Genomic DNA, 17,405 nt, shown 5'->3' on the forward strand with positions numbered 1-17,405 from the left:
ATATGTATGAGCTCAGGATTTCTAAGCTGCCTGTACGGCAGTGAACTTTTTCTTGATGGCATTTCCTTTTCCTCGAGATTTCTAAGCTGCCTGTACGGCAGTGAACTGAAGAAAAATAACAGTAACCCGCCGGTTTATAAACCAAAATCGGCGATTATCAACCAGACACCCTTTTTCCAGCGCCATACAACCGTACAAATAAAATCAATGAGTTACATATGCACTGAAAAAAAGGGTTCAGACACATATACCGAACGCCGTTAGTCATACTGCCTGAACACCCCTAACCCCGGATGATACAGCCAGTCATCCTCGGCCTGCTCTTTCGAGCTCCGTAACAGAATCTCGCCATAGCGCAGACAGACATCCTTAATCTCCATCTGTCGCTGCTCCGCCAGCGCCAGCAGTGTCCGCTGGTAATCGATATCGAACCAAAGCTCTACCCCCAGCGCCATAGTTAACTCAACGGCCTTCAGACCATCCGCCCGCTTCGGCTCGCCATTCTGTTGCAGGAAACAGAAATCAGGCGCTTCATCTTCATCGTCGGTATAAAGAAAGAATGGCTGTTCCGGTTGGGACTTTCTGAATGGCGTGCGGCGCTGTAGCTCGCCGTTCCAGGTGACCGGTGCGCCCCACCAACGGGAAGCCACCGGTTCGCTCCCTTCATCGTTACCCAGCAGTTCGTCGCGCAACCGGCTGTGCTCCAGCATCGCGAAGGTATTCTCTGCCGTCGGCTGCACAATACGGGGAATAGCGTTCAGCGTTTGCCAGCACGCCTCGGGCATTAGCTCGCGCAGATCGTGGCTGTTTAGCAGACCCGATTTTTCGAATCCCGGCTGGCAATATGCCGGAGAAATTCCCTTCAACGCCCGGATATTCCGGTTCAGTACGATCAGGTTTTCGGTTTGCGGAGCCTCCTGGCGATGGCGCTGAATACGCCCGGCGAACTGAATCAGCGAACGCATGGAGCTGGGTTCAATAATGCCCCAGTCCGCATCCCAGTCGCGCCCGACTTCCACCACCGAGGTGCCGAGCACAATAAACAGATGATGGCGGGCCGGGTGCTCCTCTATCGCCGTGCGGATTTCCGGCTGCCGCCATAACTGCTGTTGATCGTGCCGGGAAAAGGCCGCATCCAGTCCCTTTTCAATACGGGAACGCACCGCCAGTGGGTGCTGGCTGTGGTATACGCAATAGTGGAAGCAGTAATCGTCCGGCGGCGACATCGCCATCAGTCGCCGGGCCAGCGCCACCAGAGGATTGATATTGGCCATCCGCACCAGCCCCAGAGAAACCGTTTTTCCTTCCGGATGGCTTTGATGATGCCGACCATGCAACGCCAGTGCCTGGTGATAAACCGTATCGGCCACGGATTCGATCACCGCATTGGCCGCCGAAACCTGCGGTTCAATCACCGCCAGCTTTCCAAAACGCAATCGGGGCTGATCCGGCAGACGACGGGCTCGCCGCCCGGCAAACTGCTGATGGGCATCCAGATACCCCTGATTACCCGTTGCGATCGCCTGCCCGCTCACCTCCTGCGCCTGAGCGCCATACTCATCGAACCAGGCACAGCAGATTTTCACCGCCCTTTCCGGCTCGCCGCAGGCCTTCTGGTATTCCCGCCGACCGTGACTGTAAGCGGTAAACAGCGCCTCGCACTGGGCTGGCGTGAGCGTGGCGGAAGAGAGCAAAACGCGGCTGCCCAGCATCCCCGCCCAGTTCACCAGCCGACACATGGCGTGAAGATCGTCATTATCAAAATCATCCGGCTCATCGAGCACCAGATCGCTGGTCAGCAACCGAAGCATAGCGGGGATCTGCCTGCCGCCGCGCACGCCTTCGGTGGCGGGCATCAGATGGTCTATCGTGGTAACCAGTACCGGCGCGCTGACCAGCCGGTTCAGACGACTGTCTCCGGCCAGCCACTGGTGCAAAGGGCCGCTCACCTCGCTGCCGTCATAGTGAACATACTGATGATCCTCCAGCACCTCTTCCGCGCTGGCGCTGGAGCAGTCATCTTCCACCTGCGTTGAATTCAGCTCCTGCACCGCCGGGGAACCGGTCAGCACCGCCAGATCGTCGCTTTCCAGCTTCAGACGCGAACGTAATGCATCGCCGGTCTGTAGCGTCAGGGTACGCAGCCCCAGCGCCACGCTGAAACGGCATCCTTCCTGTTCACTGGAAAGTGCATACATAATCCGGGCGTTGGCAAAGGTTTTACCGCATCCGGTCGATGCCATATTGATTCCAAAAAAGCCCTGTTCCGCGCTACGTTCGCGTAGCGTCAGTGCCAGATCCCAGGCCCGATTCTGCCAGCCGAAGCGCCCGCAGGCCCGCTCGCGGAAAGTTTTATGGCGGGCGATAGCCGGAAGCGAACGCCGCACCCAGGGAAGCGAGCGGCCAAGCAGCAGCGCATGGTGACTGACCCCGGCAAGATGCTCATCCAGTTTTTGCTTGAGTGTGCCTGATGCGCGATCGCTGTTAGCCCAAACGGCATAGCGCTCATCCTGCCAGCCTTGCCAGGGCTGCTGCGCCGAGTAATGGTGATCGGCCAGCATTAACGAAAGGCGCGCCAGATGGCAGGTGAAAAGCTGGTCGAGAGTTCCAAAACCGTGCAGCGCTCTGGCCTGAGTTGCACGCCTGACTATCTGGCGCGCCTTTTCCCGCCAGGTACGGCTACGCAGCGGCGTTCCCTTAGGGAAGGTCCATACCGCAGTAAAATCCTTTTCTTTCCAGCGCTCATCGCGATGATTCCGCGAATTCCAGTCCGCATTAAGCTGCCTTTCCAGCCAGCCCGCGCTGTATTGCAGATCCGGGCCAGCGCCATATTGCAACTGGGGAATACGGTGATGGGACAAAATCAGCCAGGCCACGGTTTGCGCCAGTGGGGGGAGCGAACATAGCGGGCTGCTGCTGTATGTCAGGCTGTCTTTTTTCAGGGCTGCCAGCAGCGCTTTTTCTTCACGCGAATCAATATCGCCAAGCTTCGCCAGCCACTGTTCGTCACTCAGATCGCCCACAAAAGCCTGGAACAGCCGCACCGACAGCCATTCATGGCGATAAGGCTGAAAGCGAGGTTTACCTTGCTTTGTCAGGCCATCCTGGAAGCACTTTCCGGCCTTACCAAAGTCGTGGAACAGCGCGGCCAGTGCCGCCAGTAATGCGATGCTTTCAGCGCTGTGCCAGTGATGTTCAGCACCACGGCGTAAAATATCCTGTTCGCTGCGATGGGTAGGCACCCGCCCCTGGGCATTAAAACGCCGCAGATTACCCACTATCCATAACAGTTCGGTCTGGCCGCCCTGTTTTATCCAGTGGCAGGCCACCGCAGTGTTGCGGCGCGCGGTTTTGCGCAACAGTTTACGCAGAGTATTCAGCCCTTCCAGGGTAATGGCGGTTTGCCAGGCCGCGCTGCCGGTACGTTCGGCAAACCGATCCAGAATTCGGCAGCTCTCTTCCCGGGCGCCTTTGGTGCACTGAGAAATCAGCAGAATGTTCATGATGCATCCCCGGACAGCGCTTGCGCGGTCTGCTGTAGCGTTTCGATCATCACATCTAATGCTTCGGCCTGCTGAAAACGGGTAATACAGCGTTGACGAAATTGCTGTTCATCCTCACCCGCCATGGCGGAAATAAAGGCCTGCGGCAGAATTAGCGCATCCTTAATTAGATCGGCGATATCAAACACCAGTCCGCCGCGCCGGGTTTTACCGTGCATCACCGCCAGGCCGTGCGGCAGACCCGTTACCCAGGCGGCCACGGCAGCCAGTCCGTAGGCCAGATAGTTACCGTGATCGAGAAAGCCGTTTGCCGGGTCGGTTCCGCCACCGCGTTTGGCGCGGGTAAAATCGCCGTAGCCGGTCGCCTGACTGGCCAGCCGATAGAGCGATTTCGTGAGCTGAGCCTCCTGGAGCATCAGTTCGTTATGGGTTGCGGCCTGGGCCATTGTCTGGCTGGCGCGGGCCAGTACCCGCTCCAGCGTGCTGATATCCACCGAAAAAGTGCCTTCCCGCACCAGCCGGGAGCCGGTCCAGTACCGGGAAATTTGCGCCAGTCGAACCTGCTGAAAGCGCCTGGCCGCCTCCAGTCGTTGCGATTCATCAAACCAGAAGGCGACCCACTGCTGCAGATATCCCGTTGGTCGGTATTCGCTTTGTGGCGACAGCCACGACACCTCAATATCACACTCATTCCCGGCATATAACGGCGTGCCGCTACCGCCGCAGAACCCCACCATTACGCCAGCCCGGGCAAATTCACGCATTGCCGCCTGGGTTACAGAAGTGCCCGTTCCCAGCATCACTACCGAAGTATTGGCAATTGGGATATTCCAGTACAGCGACTCCTTCCCCTGTTCCGTGACATATTCCACGCGTCCGCCATTCACCAACACCCGACAGTGCTGTAAATAATAAATATTGGCGCGTCTGGAGTGCAGAATGGTTTTTAAATCAGATGGACGAATATCGCTGGCGCTCATGGCTGCGCATGCTCCTGTATCTGTTATTACGAATGGCAGGGAATAAACGGCGTATGGAGATTGAGAGTAAACGCATAAGCCACGCTAACTATTGATAATAATCAATATGTTTAATCAGCCCGATAAAATGCGTCGGTAAGGGATTTGGGTTGGGAGGTCCGGGTGGCGGTAAATCATATATAAATGCCCCTGGATGAATTTCCGGACTGCCTGTACGGCAGTGCACATGCCCGGTTTTGATCGGGATTGGGCCGAAGATTTCTGAGCTGCCTGTACGGCAGTGCACGGTTCCCTTGAAAAGGTGATAGCCAGATTTCTTTTCTAAGCTGCCTGTACGGCAGTGCACGCATGGAGGCGCTCAGGGCGCAGGGTGTAATGTTTCTAAGCTGCCTGTACGGCAGTGCACAAGAAAACGGCGTATTCATGCGTTGTAACGATTTTCTAAGCTGCCTGTACGGCAGTGCACAGAACGTAGCGCGGCCTGTAGCGCCCTTTACATTTCTAAGCTGCCTGTACGGCAGTGCACTTCTGGAGCGGTTTTATCAGTCATAAGCCATATTTCTAAGCTGCCTGTACGGCAGTGCACTTCTGGAGCGGTTTTATCAGTCATAAGCCATATTTCTAAGCTGCCTGTACGGCAGTGCACAGCCTGACCGAGCTCATCACATGGCGCGAAAATTTCTAAGCTGCCTGTACGGCAGTGCACGTAACTTATCCGGGGCTGTAATGGTCTGGGATTTTCTAAGCTGCCTGTACGGCAGTGCACTTGAAGCCCTGCATCAGCACATCGTTCAGACTTTTCTAAGCTGCCTGTACGGCAGTGCACAGAAGCAAAATAGCACTATCATCCTGTTACGAAAAGAGAAAAGCGCGACTTAGGCTATCAACCCCTTTTTTTTGATGTCTGGCAGTGATAGCGTAAAATCAATAAGTTAGAGACAGTGATAAAAAAAGGGTTTTGCTGACGGTAGCGGAGCAGCCCACCGCTGGTTTGAACTGTATCCGCGACACCCTTTAATTCCGGTTAAGATTTTATAATCATATAATGATCAAATAACCGACATATATCGCCCCACTATCCGGCCATAATGTTACCAAAAACCTTCCCAAAAATGCCGTTATCAGGTAGGGTAGCGCCAGTTGTTACTTCAGTGGAATTTCATGTTAGCCGCCACTCTTAAACTCACGCTTTCCGAACGCGCTTCACGTATGGTGGTGCCCGATCTTCAGGCGCTGATCCCCTCTTCCGATATCAGCATTTTTATTAATCATCTCGCCGCGGATCACAGCACGACGGTAGAGTGTTCGCGCAGTACAGAGGTCTGTTCCCTGCTGGCGGCAACGCTAATGACCTGGCTGCGGTTATGTGCGGCGAAAGGATTGCAGCTCTGGAGTAATGGCGACGCGCTGGATGCAAAAGCGCTGGATACCCAACGCCTTTATGGCCTGCTGATGGCGGCGGATACTCACCTGGTGATGGATTTCAATCAGTAACCCTCTGCCTGATGCGGGGCTTTTTCTATACCTGACGCCGAACCGCAGCCAGCGCTGCGATATCTGCCGGCGTGGTACGGCAGCAGCCACCAATTAATCGTGCCCCGGCGTCGCGCCATGCGGGCAGATGATCGACCAGCTGATGGCAGCCTTCAGCGCCGTGGGACCAGCGCTTGCTGGCGGCGTCATAGGTTTCGCCAGAGTTAGGATAAACCACCAGCGGCAGCGCGGTCAGTGAAGAAAAGTGACGCAGTGCGGCATCGGTAGATTCCAGCGCCACGCAGTTAATACCCAGCGCCAGCGCCTGCGGGCAGGCGTTCAAATGCGCCGCCACCTGGCTAAGCAGCGTGCCGTCACTCAGGTGTTCGGCATCACGCAGCGTAAAGGTGAACCAGGCCCCGGTTTGCGGAAACGCCTGCGCCAGTAGTGCGGTCAGCGCCTGGAGTTCGCTGAACGATGGCAGAGTCTCGCAGGCCAGCAGATCGACGCCCCCTTCCACCAGCGCCGCAATCCGTGGCCGATGAAAATCGGCAAACTCCGCGGCACTACATTGATAGTCACCGCGATATTCAGAGCCATCCGCCAGAAAAGCGCCATAAGGCCCCACCGAACCTGCCACCAGCAGCGGTCCGTCCTGCGGCTTTTCCTTCAGGTAGTCGGTCCGCGCCTCCCGGGCCAGCGCAACACTTTTAATCATCAGCTCTCGCGCCTGGGCACCCTCTATCCCCCGGGTTGCGAAGCCTGCCTCGCTGGCCTGGTAGCTGGCGGTAATAGCGCACTGAGCACCGGCGCGAAAATAGTCGAGATGAACCTGATAAATCAGCTCCGGCTGTTCCAGCAACACCTTCGCCGACCACAGGCTATCCGCCAGGTTGCAGCCACGGGCTTCCAGTTCGGTGGCCAGCGCACCATCCAGCACCAGGAAGGGATCGCGCTCCAGAATGGACGTTAATGGATTATTCAGCGGCATGGGTGACCTCCTGTTGCCGACGGGTCGAAAGCTTGCGGGTCAGATAATACGCGCCGTAACACAGCGCTACAAAAGGCAGCCCGCACCACAGGGCAATACGCTGTTCCGGGTCGAACGCCAGCCCGACGCAGGCCACCAGGCAGAGCACAAATCCCAGCACTGGCGTAAGGGGGAACCAGGGCGCACGGTAGTGCAACTGCGCCAGAGTGCCGCCACTGCGCAGATGGTGGCGACGGAACTGATAGTGCGAGGCACAAATCGCCAGCCAGACCGCCACCACCGCAAAACCGGAAATGGCCGACAGCGCCACAAAAACGGTATCTGGCGCCACTACGCTGGTAAACAGCGCCAGTACCCCACCCAGCATGCTGACGGAAAGCGCGGTCAGTGGAATGCCGCGCCGGGTCAGGCGCGCAAAGCAGCGTGGCAGCGTGCGCTCATTAGAAAGGGACCACAGCATGCGCCCGGAAGCATACAACCCGGAATTAGCGGCAGAGAGAATCGCCGTCAGAATCACAAAGTTAATGATATCCGCAGCCCAGGGAATACCTATTTTCTCGAACACCAGTACGAACGGGCTCTTCACCACTCCGGCCTGATCCATCGGGATTAGCGCCGCCAGAACCAGCACAGTACCGATAAAAAACAGAATCAGCCGGGCGATGGTGGTGCGAATGGCAATGGGCAACACCTTGTGGGGCTCGGCGGTCTCCCCGGCGGCGATCCCAATAAGTTCAGTGCCGGAAAAGGCGAAGTTCACCGCTACCATGGTCATCATGATGGGCAGTACGCCGTGGGGCAGCAGACCGCCTTCGGCCAGATGGCTGAAAAACGGCGCCGGGGTGCCGTCACGCAGCGGAATAATGCCGAACATGGCGGCGCCGCCCAGAATAATAAAGGCCAGGATAGTGATGACCTTAATCAGCGAAAACCAGAACTCCCCTTCGGCGAAAACGCGCGCCGAAAAGACGTTCATCACAAAGATAGCGACGCAGAATATCAGGCACCAGATCCACACCGGCACCGAGGGAAACCAGTACTGCATGCAGAACCCGGCAGCGGTCAGGCTGGAGCCCAGCGCCACGGTCCAGGTCAGCCAGTAAAGCCAGGCCACGGTATAGCCGGTAGCCGGGCTCAGATAGCGGCTGGCATAAACGTGGAAAGCGCCCGTTTCCGGCATCGCGACCGACAGCTCTCCCAGGCACTGCATCACCAGCCACACCACCAGCGCGCCTATCAGATAGGCCAGCAGCGTGCCCGCCGCACCCGTTGTCGAGATAATATAGCCGGTATTGAAAAACAGCCCGGTACCGATCACCCCGCCCAGCGACAGCATCACCAGGTGGCGGGTCTTCATGGTTCGGCGAAATGCGCCTTGATTTGGGTTCTCTTGCATACTGCCTTCTTTACGTATAGACGTCTAAACATCTGGCATAAGAGAAGCGTTATACTCGCCGCAATCACGAAATGCAATGGCTTTATGCAGCGCAAGGAAATGGTAACGTAATGAAACTAAAGATGAATAAGGCCGGTGACGGGCATCACCGGCCGGAAGGGAACGGGCTTATTCGTCGCCGAAGTGGATGACGGTACGAATCGATTTGCCTTCGTGCATCAGGTCGAATGCCTCGTTGATCTTCGAGAGCGGCAGACGATGAGTAATAAAGGGATCGAGGCGGATTTTGCCTACCATGGCGTCTTCAACCATACCCGGTAGCTGAGTGCGCCCTTTTACGCCGCCAAAGGCGGAACCGCGCCAGACGCGCCCGGTAACCAACTGGAACGGACGGGTACGGATCTCCTGCCCGGCACCGGCCACGCCGATAATCACGCTTTCGCCCCAGCCTTTATGGCAGCATTCCAGCGCGGCGCGCATCACATCCACATTGCCGATACACTCGAAGCTGAAGTCGACGCCGCCGTCGGTCATCTCGACAATCACTTCCTGAATGGGACGCTCGTGATCCTTCGGATTCACCACGTCGGTGGCGCCCATCTCCAGTGCCAGTTTGAACTTCTCGGGGTTGGTGTCGATGGCGATAATCCGCCCGGCTTTCGCCTGTACCGCCCCCTGGATTGCCGCAAGGCCAATACCGCCCAGCCCGAAGATCGCCACGCTGTCGCCCTCTTTCACCTTCGCGGTATTGTGGACCGCGCCGATGCCGGTGGTGACGCCGCAGCCCAGCAGACAGACTTTGTCCAGCGGCGCCTGCGGGTTGACCTTCGCCAGCGAAATTTCGGCTACCACGGTGTACTCGCTAAAAGTACTGGTGCCCATGTAGTGATAGATGGGTTCGCCGTTGTAGGAAAAACGGGTGGTGCCGTCCGGCATCAGTCCTTTGCCCTGGGTGGCGCGCACCGCCTGACAGAGGTTGGTTTTGCCCGACTTACAGAATTTGCACTCGCCGCACTCTGCGGTGTAAAGCGGAATAACGTGATCGCCCGGCTTCACGCTGGTAACGCCCTCGCCCACTTCTACCACAATACCGCCGCCTTCGTGGCCCAGTACCGCCGGAAAGACGCCTTCGGGATCGTCGCCGGAGAGGGTGAATGCATCGGTATGGCATACGCCGGTGTGGGTAATTTTAACCAGCACTTCGCCCTTCTTCGGCGGCGCTACGTCAATCTCGACAATTTCCAGCGGTTTGCCCGGGCCGAACGCAACGGCTGCACGTGATTTCATAGTCTCCCTTCCCCTGTTTGGTTGGTGATTTATTTCAGATAGGCGCGGATAAGATGGCCGATTTCCGCCATCTGCGCCCCTCGCTGTTCCGGCGTGGTGTCGCCGCTGACCAGCTCGTCTTTCAGGTGGATCTCCAGCATCTCGCCCATCAGGCCATTGGCCGCACCGCGTACTGCGGCTATCTGCTGGAGCATAGCAGAGCAAGGCTCTCCCCCTTCCAGCGCTCGCTCCAGGGCTTCGACCTGCCCACGGATGCGCCGCACCCGGGTGAGGATCCGTTTTTTGTCTTCAGGTAAGTGTGGCATATCCGCCCTCCAGATACTATAGGGGGGTATAGTAATTCATCTGACTATGCGTTGTAAAACGTAAGCCCTGATGAGTTATAGACTTAAAATACGCTCTTGCCTCATTCAGCATAGCCCCGATATTTGGCGATCATTTATTGCGATATGCATCTGTCCATCTTGCCTTTCCCCCTTCCCCCCCTTCCCACGGCCAGGCAATATGCTATGATTCGCCCGTTACACCCTTTCAACTCATACCGAGGCTTTGATGCTGGAGAATGTCATCATCTGATAATCAGCGTTCAGACCTTTTAAGGTCCGACTGATTATCAATGCGCCGAAATCGTACGCGAACGCCGCCAGGCGTTGGCTCGTTTTGCTCATGATGATGAACAGGTTTTCAGTATGAATTTATCCCGTCAGGAACAACGTACCTTACACGTTCTCGCTAAAGGTGGACGTATCGCGCACGTCCGCGATTCATCTGGTCGTATCACTTCCGTGGAATGCTACAGCCGCGAAGGACTATTGCTGAGCGACTGCACGCTCGCCGTCTTTAAAAAGCTTAAAGCCAAAAAACTGATCAAGTCCGTTAATGGACAGCCCTACCGCATTAATATCACTGGCCTGAACAATGTTCGCGCTCAGGCCGATAACCGTTAAGGAGAAGGTGATGGATATCCCACGTATCTTCAACATTACCGAAAGCGCCCACCGCATTCATAATCCGTTCACGCCTGAAAAATTCGCGACGCTTGGCGCGGCATTGCGCATGACGCCGGGCACCCGAATTCTGGATCTTGCCAGCGGTTCGGGCGAGATGCTCTGCACCTGGGCGCGCGATTATGGCATTACCGGCACTGGCATCGATATGAGCCAGTTGTTCAATCAGCAGGCGCAACAGCGCGCTCAGGAGCTAAAGGTTGCCGATCGCGTGACCTTTATTCATGGCGATGCCGCCGGTTACGTTGCCGATGAAAAGTGCGGCGTGGCCGCCTGCGTTGGTGCTACCTGGATCGGCGGCGGCGTAGCCGGAACCCTTGAGCTGTTGAACCAGAGCCTTGTGCCCGGCGGCATTCTACTTATCGGCGAGCCATACTGGCGCAAGGAGCCGGAAACGGAAGCCGTCGCGCAGCACTGTTTTGCCAGCAGCGTTTCTGATTTCCTGACGCTACCCGGGCTGGTCGCCTCGTTTGGTGAACTCGGCTACGACATGGTGGAGATGGTACTGGCGGATCGGGAAGGCTGGGACCGTTACGAGGCCGCCAAATGGCTGACTATGCGGCGCTGGCTGGAAGCGAATCCTGGCGATGAACTGGCAGTGGAAATTCGCGAAACCCTGAATACGGCGCCAGTGCGCCATGTCACCTGGGTTCGTGAATATCTGGGCTGGGGCGTATTCGCCCTGATGGCACGTTAATAATATCCATTACGGGCGCTACCGGCGCCCGTATATTATTCACTGTGAACAATCATCACTCAATAAATAACACTGCCATTTCTTTATGTAACATCCCCTTTCTGCCTGCTGACAAAATCTGACGTAAATTATCGGACCCCACCTGGTTATTCCTTAAATACACTCGTTACAATGACGATGTATTTTTCCATTCATAAAAGCAGCAGAGAGTTAAATGCAGAAACTCAACTCTTTACAGGCATTACGCGGTTTGGCAGCACTGTTTGTGGTGATATTTCACTACCATTTTCGGCTCGGCGGCCCCGATGAGCATGCCCTTGAATACTGGCACTCCATTTTTGGCTGGAGCTTTATTGGGGTGGATATCTTTTTTGTGATTAGCGGTTTTATTATGGTCTATACCACCCGCCAGCACAGCCCCGGAATAGTCACGTCCGGAAAATTTCTGCTCAACCGGATGATAAGAATTCTCCCTCTTTATTATCTGTTGCTGTTTTTCGCTTTTTTATTAAATGGCGCGTTCTATCTTCTGGATAATGAAGAGAGTGCCCGTAACCTGATTAGCGCCCTCACCTTTACCGTAAGCACCATCGCGGCGTCGCCGCAATATATCGATCTGGAACAGATGTATAACGTGCGCTGGACGCTTAACTACGAACTCTATTTTTATCTGGTTTTCGCACTTTGCCTGCTGTTCCGCCAGCGCATTCTGCCGCTGCTCGCCTGGGCCGCCGCGGCGGTGTTTATAATCCCGGCGCTGTTCGGCAATGCGCCAACGCTGAATATTCACGGTTATCAGGTGGAACACGCGCTATGGGGGTTTTTATCTAACCCGGTGATTCTCGATTTTGTCGTCGGTGCACTGGCAGGCGGGCTCTATGTGAAACTGGAAAAGGCGGCACGCCAGCGCTGGTTGCAGCAACTGGCCCTGGGCCTGGCGCTGGTGATGGTTTTCACCATCGTCATGGGACTGTATACGCAGCATCTGTACCTGCTCAGCCTGAGGCTGGGAGTCGCTATTGGTATCACGATACTGCTGCTGAGCATCGCCGAGCCTGTGTTACATAACTATATTCCGCGCATTGCGCTCTATGCCGGAAATATCTCGTTCTCGCTCTATCTGTGCCACAATACCGTCAATTATTTCGTCTTTGACCATCTGGGCGATAAAGCCACATCGATGCCCGCTATTCTGGGGCTGATTGCGCTATCTATTGCGCTGTCCCTCGCCCTTTCTCACTGCACCTGGAAATATATTGAAGTTGGATTAACCCGATGGCTGAAGGCGAAGCTACTGGCACCTTCCACTACATGGCATCAGGGGCAGGTAACCAGCGAACGCACCGGCTGAAACACAAAGCGCCCGGCACTGTTGTTGCCGGGCGCAGCCAGAAACTACCAGCCGCAAACGTCGGTCTCTTCTTCGGTATCGTAGCCGCGGACGGTATTCACCAGGTCTTTAATCACCTGCGCACCTACATCCGGTATCAGCAGGCTGGCGGGCGCTTCTGTTTCATAATCGACCGAAACGCCATTGCTGTTATTGGTGACAGTTACCGTGTAAGTTGCCTTGCCCATAACGATTTACCTTATTTCTGAGTTTTTACTACCTGGCGCAAACCAGACCCTTTCAGCAACACTTCAGGCGCCACAAAAAAATCGATGTTGAAATAGGTGTCATCGGTCAGAATTTCAATATGGTGCCATTTTTCTGGTGGGAACACGCCAAAATGACCGGCTTCAATCACCATTTCACTATCCGGCTCGGGGCATTCCCCATCGGCGAAACCATAATATTTCACCGCGCCCCGCATCACCGACAAACGCGGATAAACGCCCTGTTGAGTGCCATGATCAAGGTGGCGCTTAAACAGACCAGCCGGTGCGTTATCTTTATTCCAGAATGGCGTGGAGCGTGTATGAATACAGTCCTGCGGAATAAGCAGCATAACTTTCTTCCTCGTTTACGTCAGACGATGCTGTCTTAGCCGTTATTTCACCACGTTCAGGATGAGGCTTTGTTTCGAAAGATGCTTTTTAAACGCACCTTAATGGGTATTGACGCAGGCACCAGCCACCGCCGATGCCCACTAAGGGTTATTTCAGATGCTTCAGAACGAACGGTACTGAATCGCGCAGAGAGGGATTCACGGTTCCGCTGTGGTCCAGACCCGGGTATTCGTGCACTTCTACCATAGTACCCGCCAGCCGAACCGCATGGGCGAAACGCTGCTGCATGACGGTGGGCACATTAATATCGGCACCGCCAATCCCGATAAACACCGGACTGTCGATACTCAGCGTCGGGTAATGCATCGCTTCAGTACTGGCTTCCAGCAACGACTGGATCCCCGGCTTCAGGCTGTTCGCCGCATTCAGCTTTTCCTTCATCACCTTTTCGGTGAGCGGCGTAATACACAGCTTATTCGCCTCGCCCAGAATTGGTAACGCCGCTGGCTGGAAATACGTGGACGGTTTCAGTTTGGGTAGCGACTCCGCCGCCGCCAGGTAGATATAGAACACATAGGGAATTTTGGGATCGCCGACCTGCGGCGTGGCCTTATCGTTAATGCCAAATAGCTGGGCCACCGTGGTCTCAGAATCGAAATAAGGCGTGCCGGTCAGCACCGTCATCCGAATATTAAGCTCAGGCGCGTATTTCGGCTGCCAGCCCGCGCTGGCGAAAGCGGCATGCGCCCCCTGGGACTGCCCGACCAACACCAGTTGATTACGCAGCGGGAAGTTTTTCAGTGCCGCGCGAACGCCATCGAGCACGCTCCAGGCTTCGGCCCTGGCGTTAAGGTAATGGTGTAATCCCCCGGAGCCCAGACCGGCATAGTCCGGCGCGACGATAGCGAACCCCAGCGACAGCCAGGTGTTCAGATACTGGCTATCCCTGACGGTACGCGGATTAAGCGAAGGCGCACAATCGTTGGCAACACCGACGGTACCGTGAGCCCAGACCACCACCGGCCAGCCCCCTTTCGGCATCGGCCCCCTGGGGATAAACACCGCAGCGCTGTCCCGGCGCGGTGTTTTACCATCTACCCCGCTCACGGAAGGATAAATAAGCCGGTACTGTTCTGCAGCCTCGGTCAGGCCATGTTCCGCAGGTAAGACCGATTTTTCAACCGACGGCGGCTGAACCGCCGCCTGAGCCTCTGACTGCTGCGCCGCCTGAACCAGCGGTACACCAATTGTCAGTGCTGCAACCGGCACGGCCCAGCACAGAAGTTTTTTTACAACAGGCTTCATATTTCCCCTATGAATTATCAGACGGTGATATCCACATCATCAGCAAAAATTGTACGCCGCAAAAACGCAATGCGTGAGCAATCACCGATAAAGCGCAGCCTAATCCTGGAGGAAAGCGTAGATGATAAAACGGCGCCGGACAGCTCCGGCACCAGGCGTTTATTGGCTATCGCGGCGGCGCGGCATCATACGCAGCAGCGTATTGTCGCGCCATATATAGTGGTGAAACAGCGCGGCGGCGGCGTGAAGGGCAATCACAAAATAGCCGATGTTAGCAATTAGCTCATGAAGATCTTTCAGACTCTGGCGGCGATCCTCATTCAGGTCTGCCGCATGGGGCATGGGGATCCCCAGTACGCTCCAGGCCTCGCCTTTGTCGTACATCACCAAAAAGCCCAGCACCGGCAACGCCAGAAAAATCAGGTACAGCGCGCTGTGCCCCAGGTGTGCCAGGCCCGTCGCCCAGGCCGCTGGTTTCGGCACAATCGGCGGTGTGGGCCGCGTGGCACGCAGCACCAGCCGTGCCACCATCAGAATCAGCACCATCAGTCCGCTGGCAAAATGAAACGCTTTAAACACCGGACGATACTCACGCGGCGCCAGGCCACGAAACTCCATGGCGCAATAAGCGATGGCAATCAGCAGCAGCACCAGCCAGTGCAGGCCAATCTGCAGTGAGGAGAATTTACCTTGCATAACCCATCCTTTTTCCTGAGTTCCGACCTAAGAATAAACTTCAGAGGCGGGCTTCACATTAAGTTTCTCGGGCAATCAGCGAGTTAATTGATCCAGCCCCCCTGCGTTTGCGGCATGCCATCACCTGAACTATCACTTAGTGAGTTTAAACAACCTTCCCGCAAAGGAGTCCCTGATGAGTAAGATTGCCATTAACGGGTTTGGGCGCATCGGGCGTCTGGTGCTGCGTCGGCTGCTTGAAGTGCCGGGGGACCGGCAGGTTATCGCGATTAACGATCTGACCTCCCCCGAAGTCCTGGCCTATCTGTTGAAGCACGACTCTAACTATGGCCATTTCCCGTGGTCCGTTGACTACAGCGACGACGCCCTGATTGTCGATGGCACAAAGATCGCCGTATTTGCCGTCAAAGAGGCGGAAAAACTGCCCTGGGGGGAGCTTGGGGTAGATATCGTGGTGGAGAGCACCGGCTTTTATACCTCAGCCGATAAAGCCCGGGCCCATCTGGATGCCGGAGCGAAGAAGGTGCTGATCTCCGCCCCTGCCGGTGATATGAAAACCGTGGTGTTTAACGTCAACGACGACACCATGGACGCCAGCGATAAGCTGCTTTCGGTAGCGTCGTGCACCACCAACTGCCTGGCGCCGATGGCGAAAGCCCTGAACGACAGTTTTGGTATCAAACTGGGCACTATGACCACCATTCATGCCTATACCGGCACCCAGGCGCTGGTGGACGGGCCGCGCGGCAAGAATCTGCGCGCTTCGCGGGCCGCGGCTGAAAATATCATTCCGCACACGACCGGCGCGGCTAAGGCTATCGGGCTGGTGATACCGGCCCTGAGCGGCAAACTTAAGGGTCACGCCCAGCGGGTGCCGGTAAAAACCGGTTCGGTCACCGAACTGGTCTCGATTCTGGATAAAAAAGTCACCGTGGATGAAATAAACGCCGCACTAAAAAAGGCGACCGAAAATAATGACGCCTTCGGTTATACCGATGAAGAGCTGGTGTCCGGCGATATTATTGGCAGCCACTTCGGTTCAGTGTTCGACGTGACCCAGACCGAAGTGACGGAGGCCGACGAACTGCCACTGGTGAAAACCGTCGCCTGGTACGATAACGAATATGGTTTTGTGACCCAACTGGTGAGGGTGCTGGATAAGTACGCCCGCCTGTAGCGGCGTTACTCCACGGCTCGATTAAACGGCGACGCCTGGGGCTCAGACCAGCTCAGGCGTGCCGGAAGCGTGCGCCACAGCCACTCCCGCACCTCGAATTCCCAGAAATTCTGGTCCAGATTCAGGGTCACATCGCCGGTCAGTTGCAACAGCCGGGAGTGGCTGAAATCCGGAATGCAGATCCCTCCTTTGGGGTTTAACATGAAGTTGCCCAGGGTATTAAACAGGTTATTGCCAGGATAGTCGGGGATCCGCAGTCGATTCCCCTGCTCCACCCGAACAAAGCCCGGCGCGCCGCCGCGGTGCGAAACATCACAGCCGCTTTCCGGCCAGTCAGAGGCCACAAACAGCGTGTCGCAGCCGTGGATAAACGCCCGTAGTTCATCGTTCAACCCTTTACCGCGCTGTGGGGATTCATCGGGTTCCGCCAGGCTGGCATGCACCACCCGCCGCTGCTGAATATATTTCAGGCAATTACCATAGGCTTCGCAGACAAACAGCTCCAGATCGCCGCGGGTCAGGCTGTTAAGGCGCCCGTTGACCCGCAATCGCTGGCGGCTGTTAAGATCGATAAACAGCAGTCCCAGCCGCGGGTTATGGCTCAGGTTCTGCCATAGCGGATCCGCAGGATCGCGCTGCGCTTGCGGTAATGTCAGATTGAGATACTGAGGATGACCGGCATCGGCAAAGCCCGGCGGTCCTACCAGCAGCGAAGCCCAGGGATAGCCATCGCTATCCACGCTGCCCACCAGCACCATAAACATATAGCCCACGTAAGCCTGAGCCTGACCGTAAATCCCGTCTTGAAGGGTAGCGCCATGGCGTGTCGCAGCCCTGTCACTCAGCTTCTGCGCCCGCACCGCCTGTTCGCCAGGATGAAATGTGGTGTCGCCCATCGCCCTGTCTCCGCCCGCCTTTTTATAAAGGTAGCAGAGTGACGCTC

Annotated in this window: 16 protein-coding genes and 2 CRISPR repeat arrays (1 of these 18 running past the window's edge); of the genes, 5 read left to right on the plus strand and 11 right to left on the minus strand. The window is 56.2% G+C overall.

Translation table 11 applies throughout. The features are described from left to right. Nucleotides 1–106: direct repeats of the CRISPR family, unit length 28 nt; unit sequence TTTCTAAGCTGCCTGTACGGCAGTGAAC (it extends 1,122 nt beyond the left edge of the window). Between the two features lie 154 nt (nt 107–260). Both cas3f and cas1f read right to left on the minus strand, forming a co-directional pair. Then, nucleotides 261–3,503 carry a type I-F CRISPR-associated helicase Cas3f gene (cas3f, locus tag SCU88_RS12810; protein WP_175340532.1) on the minus strand — a complete coding sequence of 1,081 codons (3,243 nt, stop codon included), beginning with the start codon at nt 3,501–3,503 and terminating at the stop codon, nt 261–263. Continuing rightward, nucleotides 3,500–4,483, minus strand: coding sequence for a type I-F CRISPR-associated endonuclease Cas1f (gene cas1f / locus SCU88_RS12815; RefSeq protein ID WP_175340533.1), 984 nt, complete (start codon nt 4,481–4,483; stop codon nt 3,500–3,502). Before cas1f ends, cas3f begins: the two co-directional genes overlap by 4 nt. Nucleotides 4,484–4,681: 198 nt before the next feature. After that, a CRISPR array of direct repeats spans nt 4,682–5,309; the repeat unit is 28 nt; unit sequence TTTCTAAGCTGCCTGTACGGCAGTGCAC. A gap of 335 nt (nt 5,310–5,644) precedes the next feature. Here cas1f and SCU88_RS12820 point away from each other — a divergent pair. Further along, nucleotides 5,645–5,977 (plus strand): hypothetical protein, encoded by a 333-nt coding sequence (locus SCU88_RS12820; protein WP_175340534.1) that lies wholly within the window; start codon nt 5,645–5,647, stop codon nt 5,975–5,977. A 25-nt stretch (nt 5,978–6,002) separates the two neighbouring features. On the opposite strand, the gene mmuM is transcribed toward SCU88_RS12820, so the two are convergent. From mmuM to SCU88_RS12840, 4 genes are all read right to left on the minus strand, one after another. Then, complete coding sequence (gene mmuM, locus SCU88_RS12825) at nt 6,003–6,947, minus strand: homocysteine S-methyltransferase (protein WP_175340535.1); 945 nt, start codon at nt 6,945–6,947, stop codon at nt 6,003–6,005. Then, nucleotides 6,934–8,343, minus strand: coding sequence for an S-methylmethionine permease (gene mmuP, locus SCU88_RS12830; RefSeq protein WP_175340536.1), 1,410 nt, complete (start codon nt 8,341–8,343; stop codon nt 6,934–6,936). The genes mmuM and mmuP overlap by 14 nt, the downstream gene beginning before the upstream one ends. 168 nt (nt 8,344–8,511) lie before the next feature. Further along, entirely contained in the window at nt 8,512–9,630 is a 1,119-nt protein-coding gene (locus SCU88_RS12835; protein WP_138097635.1) for an S-(hydroxymethyl)glutathione dehydrogenase/class III alcohol dehydrogenase, read from the minus strand. A 29-nt stretch (nt 9,631–9,659) separates the two neighbouring features. After that, the gene (locus SCU88_RS12840) at nt 9,660–9,935 is read right to left on the minus strand and encodes a metal/formaldehyde-sensitive transcriptional repressor (protein ID WP_138097636.1); all 276 of its coding nucleotides are present in this window, start codon (nt 9,933–9,935) and stop codon (nt 9,660–9,662) included. A gap of 384 nt (nt 9,936–10,319) precedes the next feature. Here SCU88_RS12840 and SCU88_RS12845 point away from each other — a divergent pair, with 384 nt between their 5' ends. The 3 genes from SCU88_RS12845 (at nt 10,320) to SCU88_RS12855 (ending at nt 12,685) form a co-directional block, all read left to right on the plus strand. After that, nucleotides 10,320–10,577, plus strand: coding sequence for a YjhX family toxin (locus SCU88_RS12845; RefSeq protein ID WP_175340537.1), 258 nt, complete (start codon nt 10,320–10,322; stop codon nt 10,575–10,577). Nucleotides 10,578–10,587: 10 nt separating this feature from the next. Beyond that, entirely contained in the window at nt 10,588–11,334 is a 747-nt protein-coding gene (locus tag SCU88_RS12850) for an SAM-dependent methyltransferase (RefSeq protein WP_431810007.1), read from the plus strand. A gap of 214 nt (nt 11,335–11,548) precedes the next feature. Further along, complete coding sequence (locus SCU88_RS12855) at nt 11,549–12,685, plus strand: acyltransferase family protein (RefSeq protein WP_175340539.1); 1,137 nt, start codon at nt 11,549–11,551, stop codon at nt 12,683–12,685. A 44-nt stretch (nt 12,686–12,729) separates the two neighbouring features. Here the strand turns inward: SCU88_RS12855 and SCU88_RS12860 are convergent, their stop codons facing one another. The 4 genes from SCU88_RS12860 to cybB form a co-directional block, all read right to left on the minus strand. Beyond that, nucleotides 12,730–12,912 carry a DUF1869 domain-containing protein gene (locus SCU88_RS12860; protein ID WP_138097640.1) on the minus strand — a complete coding sequence of 61 codons (183 nt, stop codon included), beginning with the start codon at nt 12,910–12,912 and terminating at the stop codon, nt 12,730–12,732. A gap of 11 nt (nt 12,913–12,923) precedes the next feature. Further along, nucleotides 12,924–13,283, minus strand: a complete 360-nt coding sequence (locus tag SCU88_RS12865) for a DUF1971 domain-containing protein (RefSeq protein WP_138097641.1) — start codon at nt 13,281–13,283, stop codon at nt 12,924–12,926. Nucleotides 13,284–13,431: 148 nt separating this feature from the next. Then, entirely contained in the window at nt 13,432–14,589 is a 1,158-nt protein-coding gene (locus SCU88_RS12870; RefSeq protein WP_175340540.1) for a lipase family protein, read from the minus strand. Between the two features lie 159 nt (nt 14,590–14,748). Further along, nucleotides 14,749–15,285, minus strand: a complete 537-nt coding sequence (cybB, locus tag SCU88_RS12875; protein ID WP_175340541.1) for a cytochrome b561 — start codon at nt 15,283–15,285, stop codon at nt 14,749–14,751. A gap of 175 nt (nt 15,286–15,460) precedes the next feature. On the opposite strand from cybB, the gene gap reads away from it, so the two are divergent. Next, nucleotides 15,461–16,462, plus strand: coding sequence for a type I glyceraldehyde-3-phosphate dehydrogenase (gap, locus tag SCU88_RS12880; protein ID WP_175340542.1), 1,002 nt, complete (start codon nt 15,461–15,463; stop codon nt 16,460–16,462). Nucleotides 16,463–16,467: 5 nt separating this feature from the next. On the opposite strand, the gene SCU88_RS12885 is transcribed toward gap, so the two are convergent. After that, nucleotides 16,468–17,358, minus strand: coding sequence for a pyridoxamine 5'-phosphate oxidase family protein (locus tag SCU88_RS12885; RefSeq protein ID WP_175340543.1), 891 nt, complete (start codon nt 17,356–17,358; stop codon nt 16,468–16,470). Nucleotides 17,359–17,405 lie beyond the last annotated feature (47 nt).

The sequence above is a fragment of the Jejuibacter sp. L23 genome, from assembly GCF_050815825.1.
GTDB classification, from domain to species: domain Bacteria; phylum Pseudomonadota; class Gammaproteobacteria; order Enterobacterales; family Enterobacteriaceae; genus Jejubacter; species Jejubacter calystegiae.

Bases quoted from the DNA above. Each gene is read 5' to 3' on its own strand.
- cas3f (WP_175340532.1), bottom strand. From the start codon at position 3,503: ATGAACATTCTGCTGATTTCTCAGTGCACCAAAGGCGCCCGGGAAGAG.
- cas1f (WP_175340533.1), bottom strand. From the start codon at position 4,483: ATGAGCGCCAGCGATATTCGTCCATCTGATTTAAAAACCATTCTGCAC.
- SCU88_RS12820 (WP_175340534.1), top strand. From the start codon at position 5,645: ATGTTAGCCGCCACTCTTAAACTCACGCTTTCCGAACGCGCTTCACGT.
- mmuM (WP_175340535.1), bottom strand. From the start codon at position 6,947: ATGCCGCTGAATAATCCATTAACGTCCATTCTGGAGCGCGATCCCTTC.
- mmuP (WP_175340536.1), bottom strand. From the start codon at position 8,343: ATGCAAGAGAACCCAAATCAAGGCGCATTTCGCCGAACCATGAAGACC.
- SCU88_RS12835 (WP_138097635.1), bottom strand. From the start codon at position 9,630: ATGAAATCACGTGCAGCCGTTGCGTTCGGCCCGGGCAAACCGCTGGAA.
- SCU88_RS12840 (WP_138097636.1), bottom strand. From the start codon at position 9,935: ATGCCACACTTACCTGAAGACAAAAAACGGATCCTCACCCGGGTGCGG.
- SCU88_RS12845 (WP_175340537.1), top strand. From the start codon at position 10,320: ATGAATTTATCCCGTCAGGAACAACGTACCTTACACGTTCTCGCTAAA.
- SCU88_RS12850 (WP_431810007.1), top strand. From the start codon at position 10,588: ATGGATATCCCACGTATCTTCAACATTACCGAAAGCGCCCACCGCATT.
- SCU88_RS12855 (WP_175340539.1), top strand. From the start codon at position 11,549: ATGCAGAAACTCAACTCTTTACAGGCATTACGCGGTTTGGCAGCACTG.
- SCU88_RS12860 (WP_138097640.1), bottom strand. From the start codon at position 12,912: ATGGGCAAGGCAACTTACACGGTAACTGTCACCAATAACAGCAATGGC.
- SCU88_RS12865 (WP_138097641.1), bottom strand. From the start codon at position 13,283: ATGCTGCTTATTCCGCAGGACTGTATTCATACACGCTCCACGCCATTC.
- SCU88_RS12870 (WP_175340540.1), bottom strand. From the start codon at position 14,589: ATGAAGCCTGTTGTAAAAAAACTTCTGTGCTGGGCCGTGCCGGTTGCA.
- cybB (WP_175340541.1), bottom strand. From the start codon at position 15,285: ATGCAAGGTAAATTCTCCTCACTGCAGATTGGCCTGCACTGGCTGGTG.
- gap (WP_175340542.1), top strand. From the start codon at position 15,461: ATGAGTAAGATTGCCATTAACGGGTTTGGGCGCATCGGGCGTCTGGTG.
- SCU88_RS12885 (WP_175340543.1), bottom strand. From the start codon at position 17,358: ATGGGCGACACCACATTTCATCCTGGCGAACAGGCGGTGCGGGCGCAG.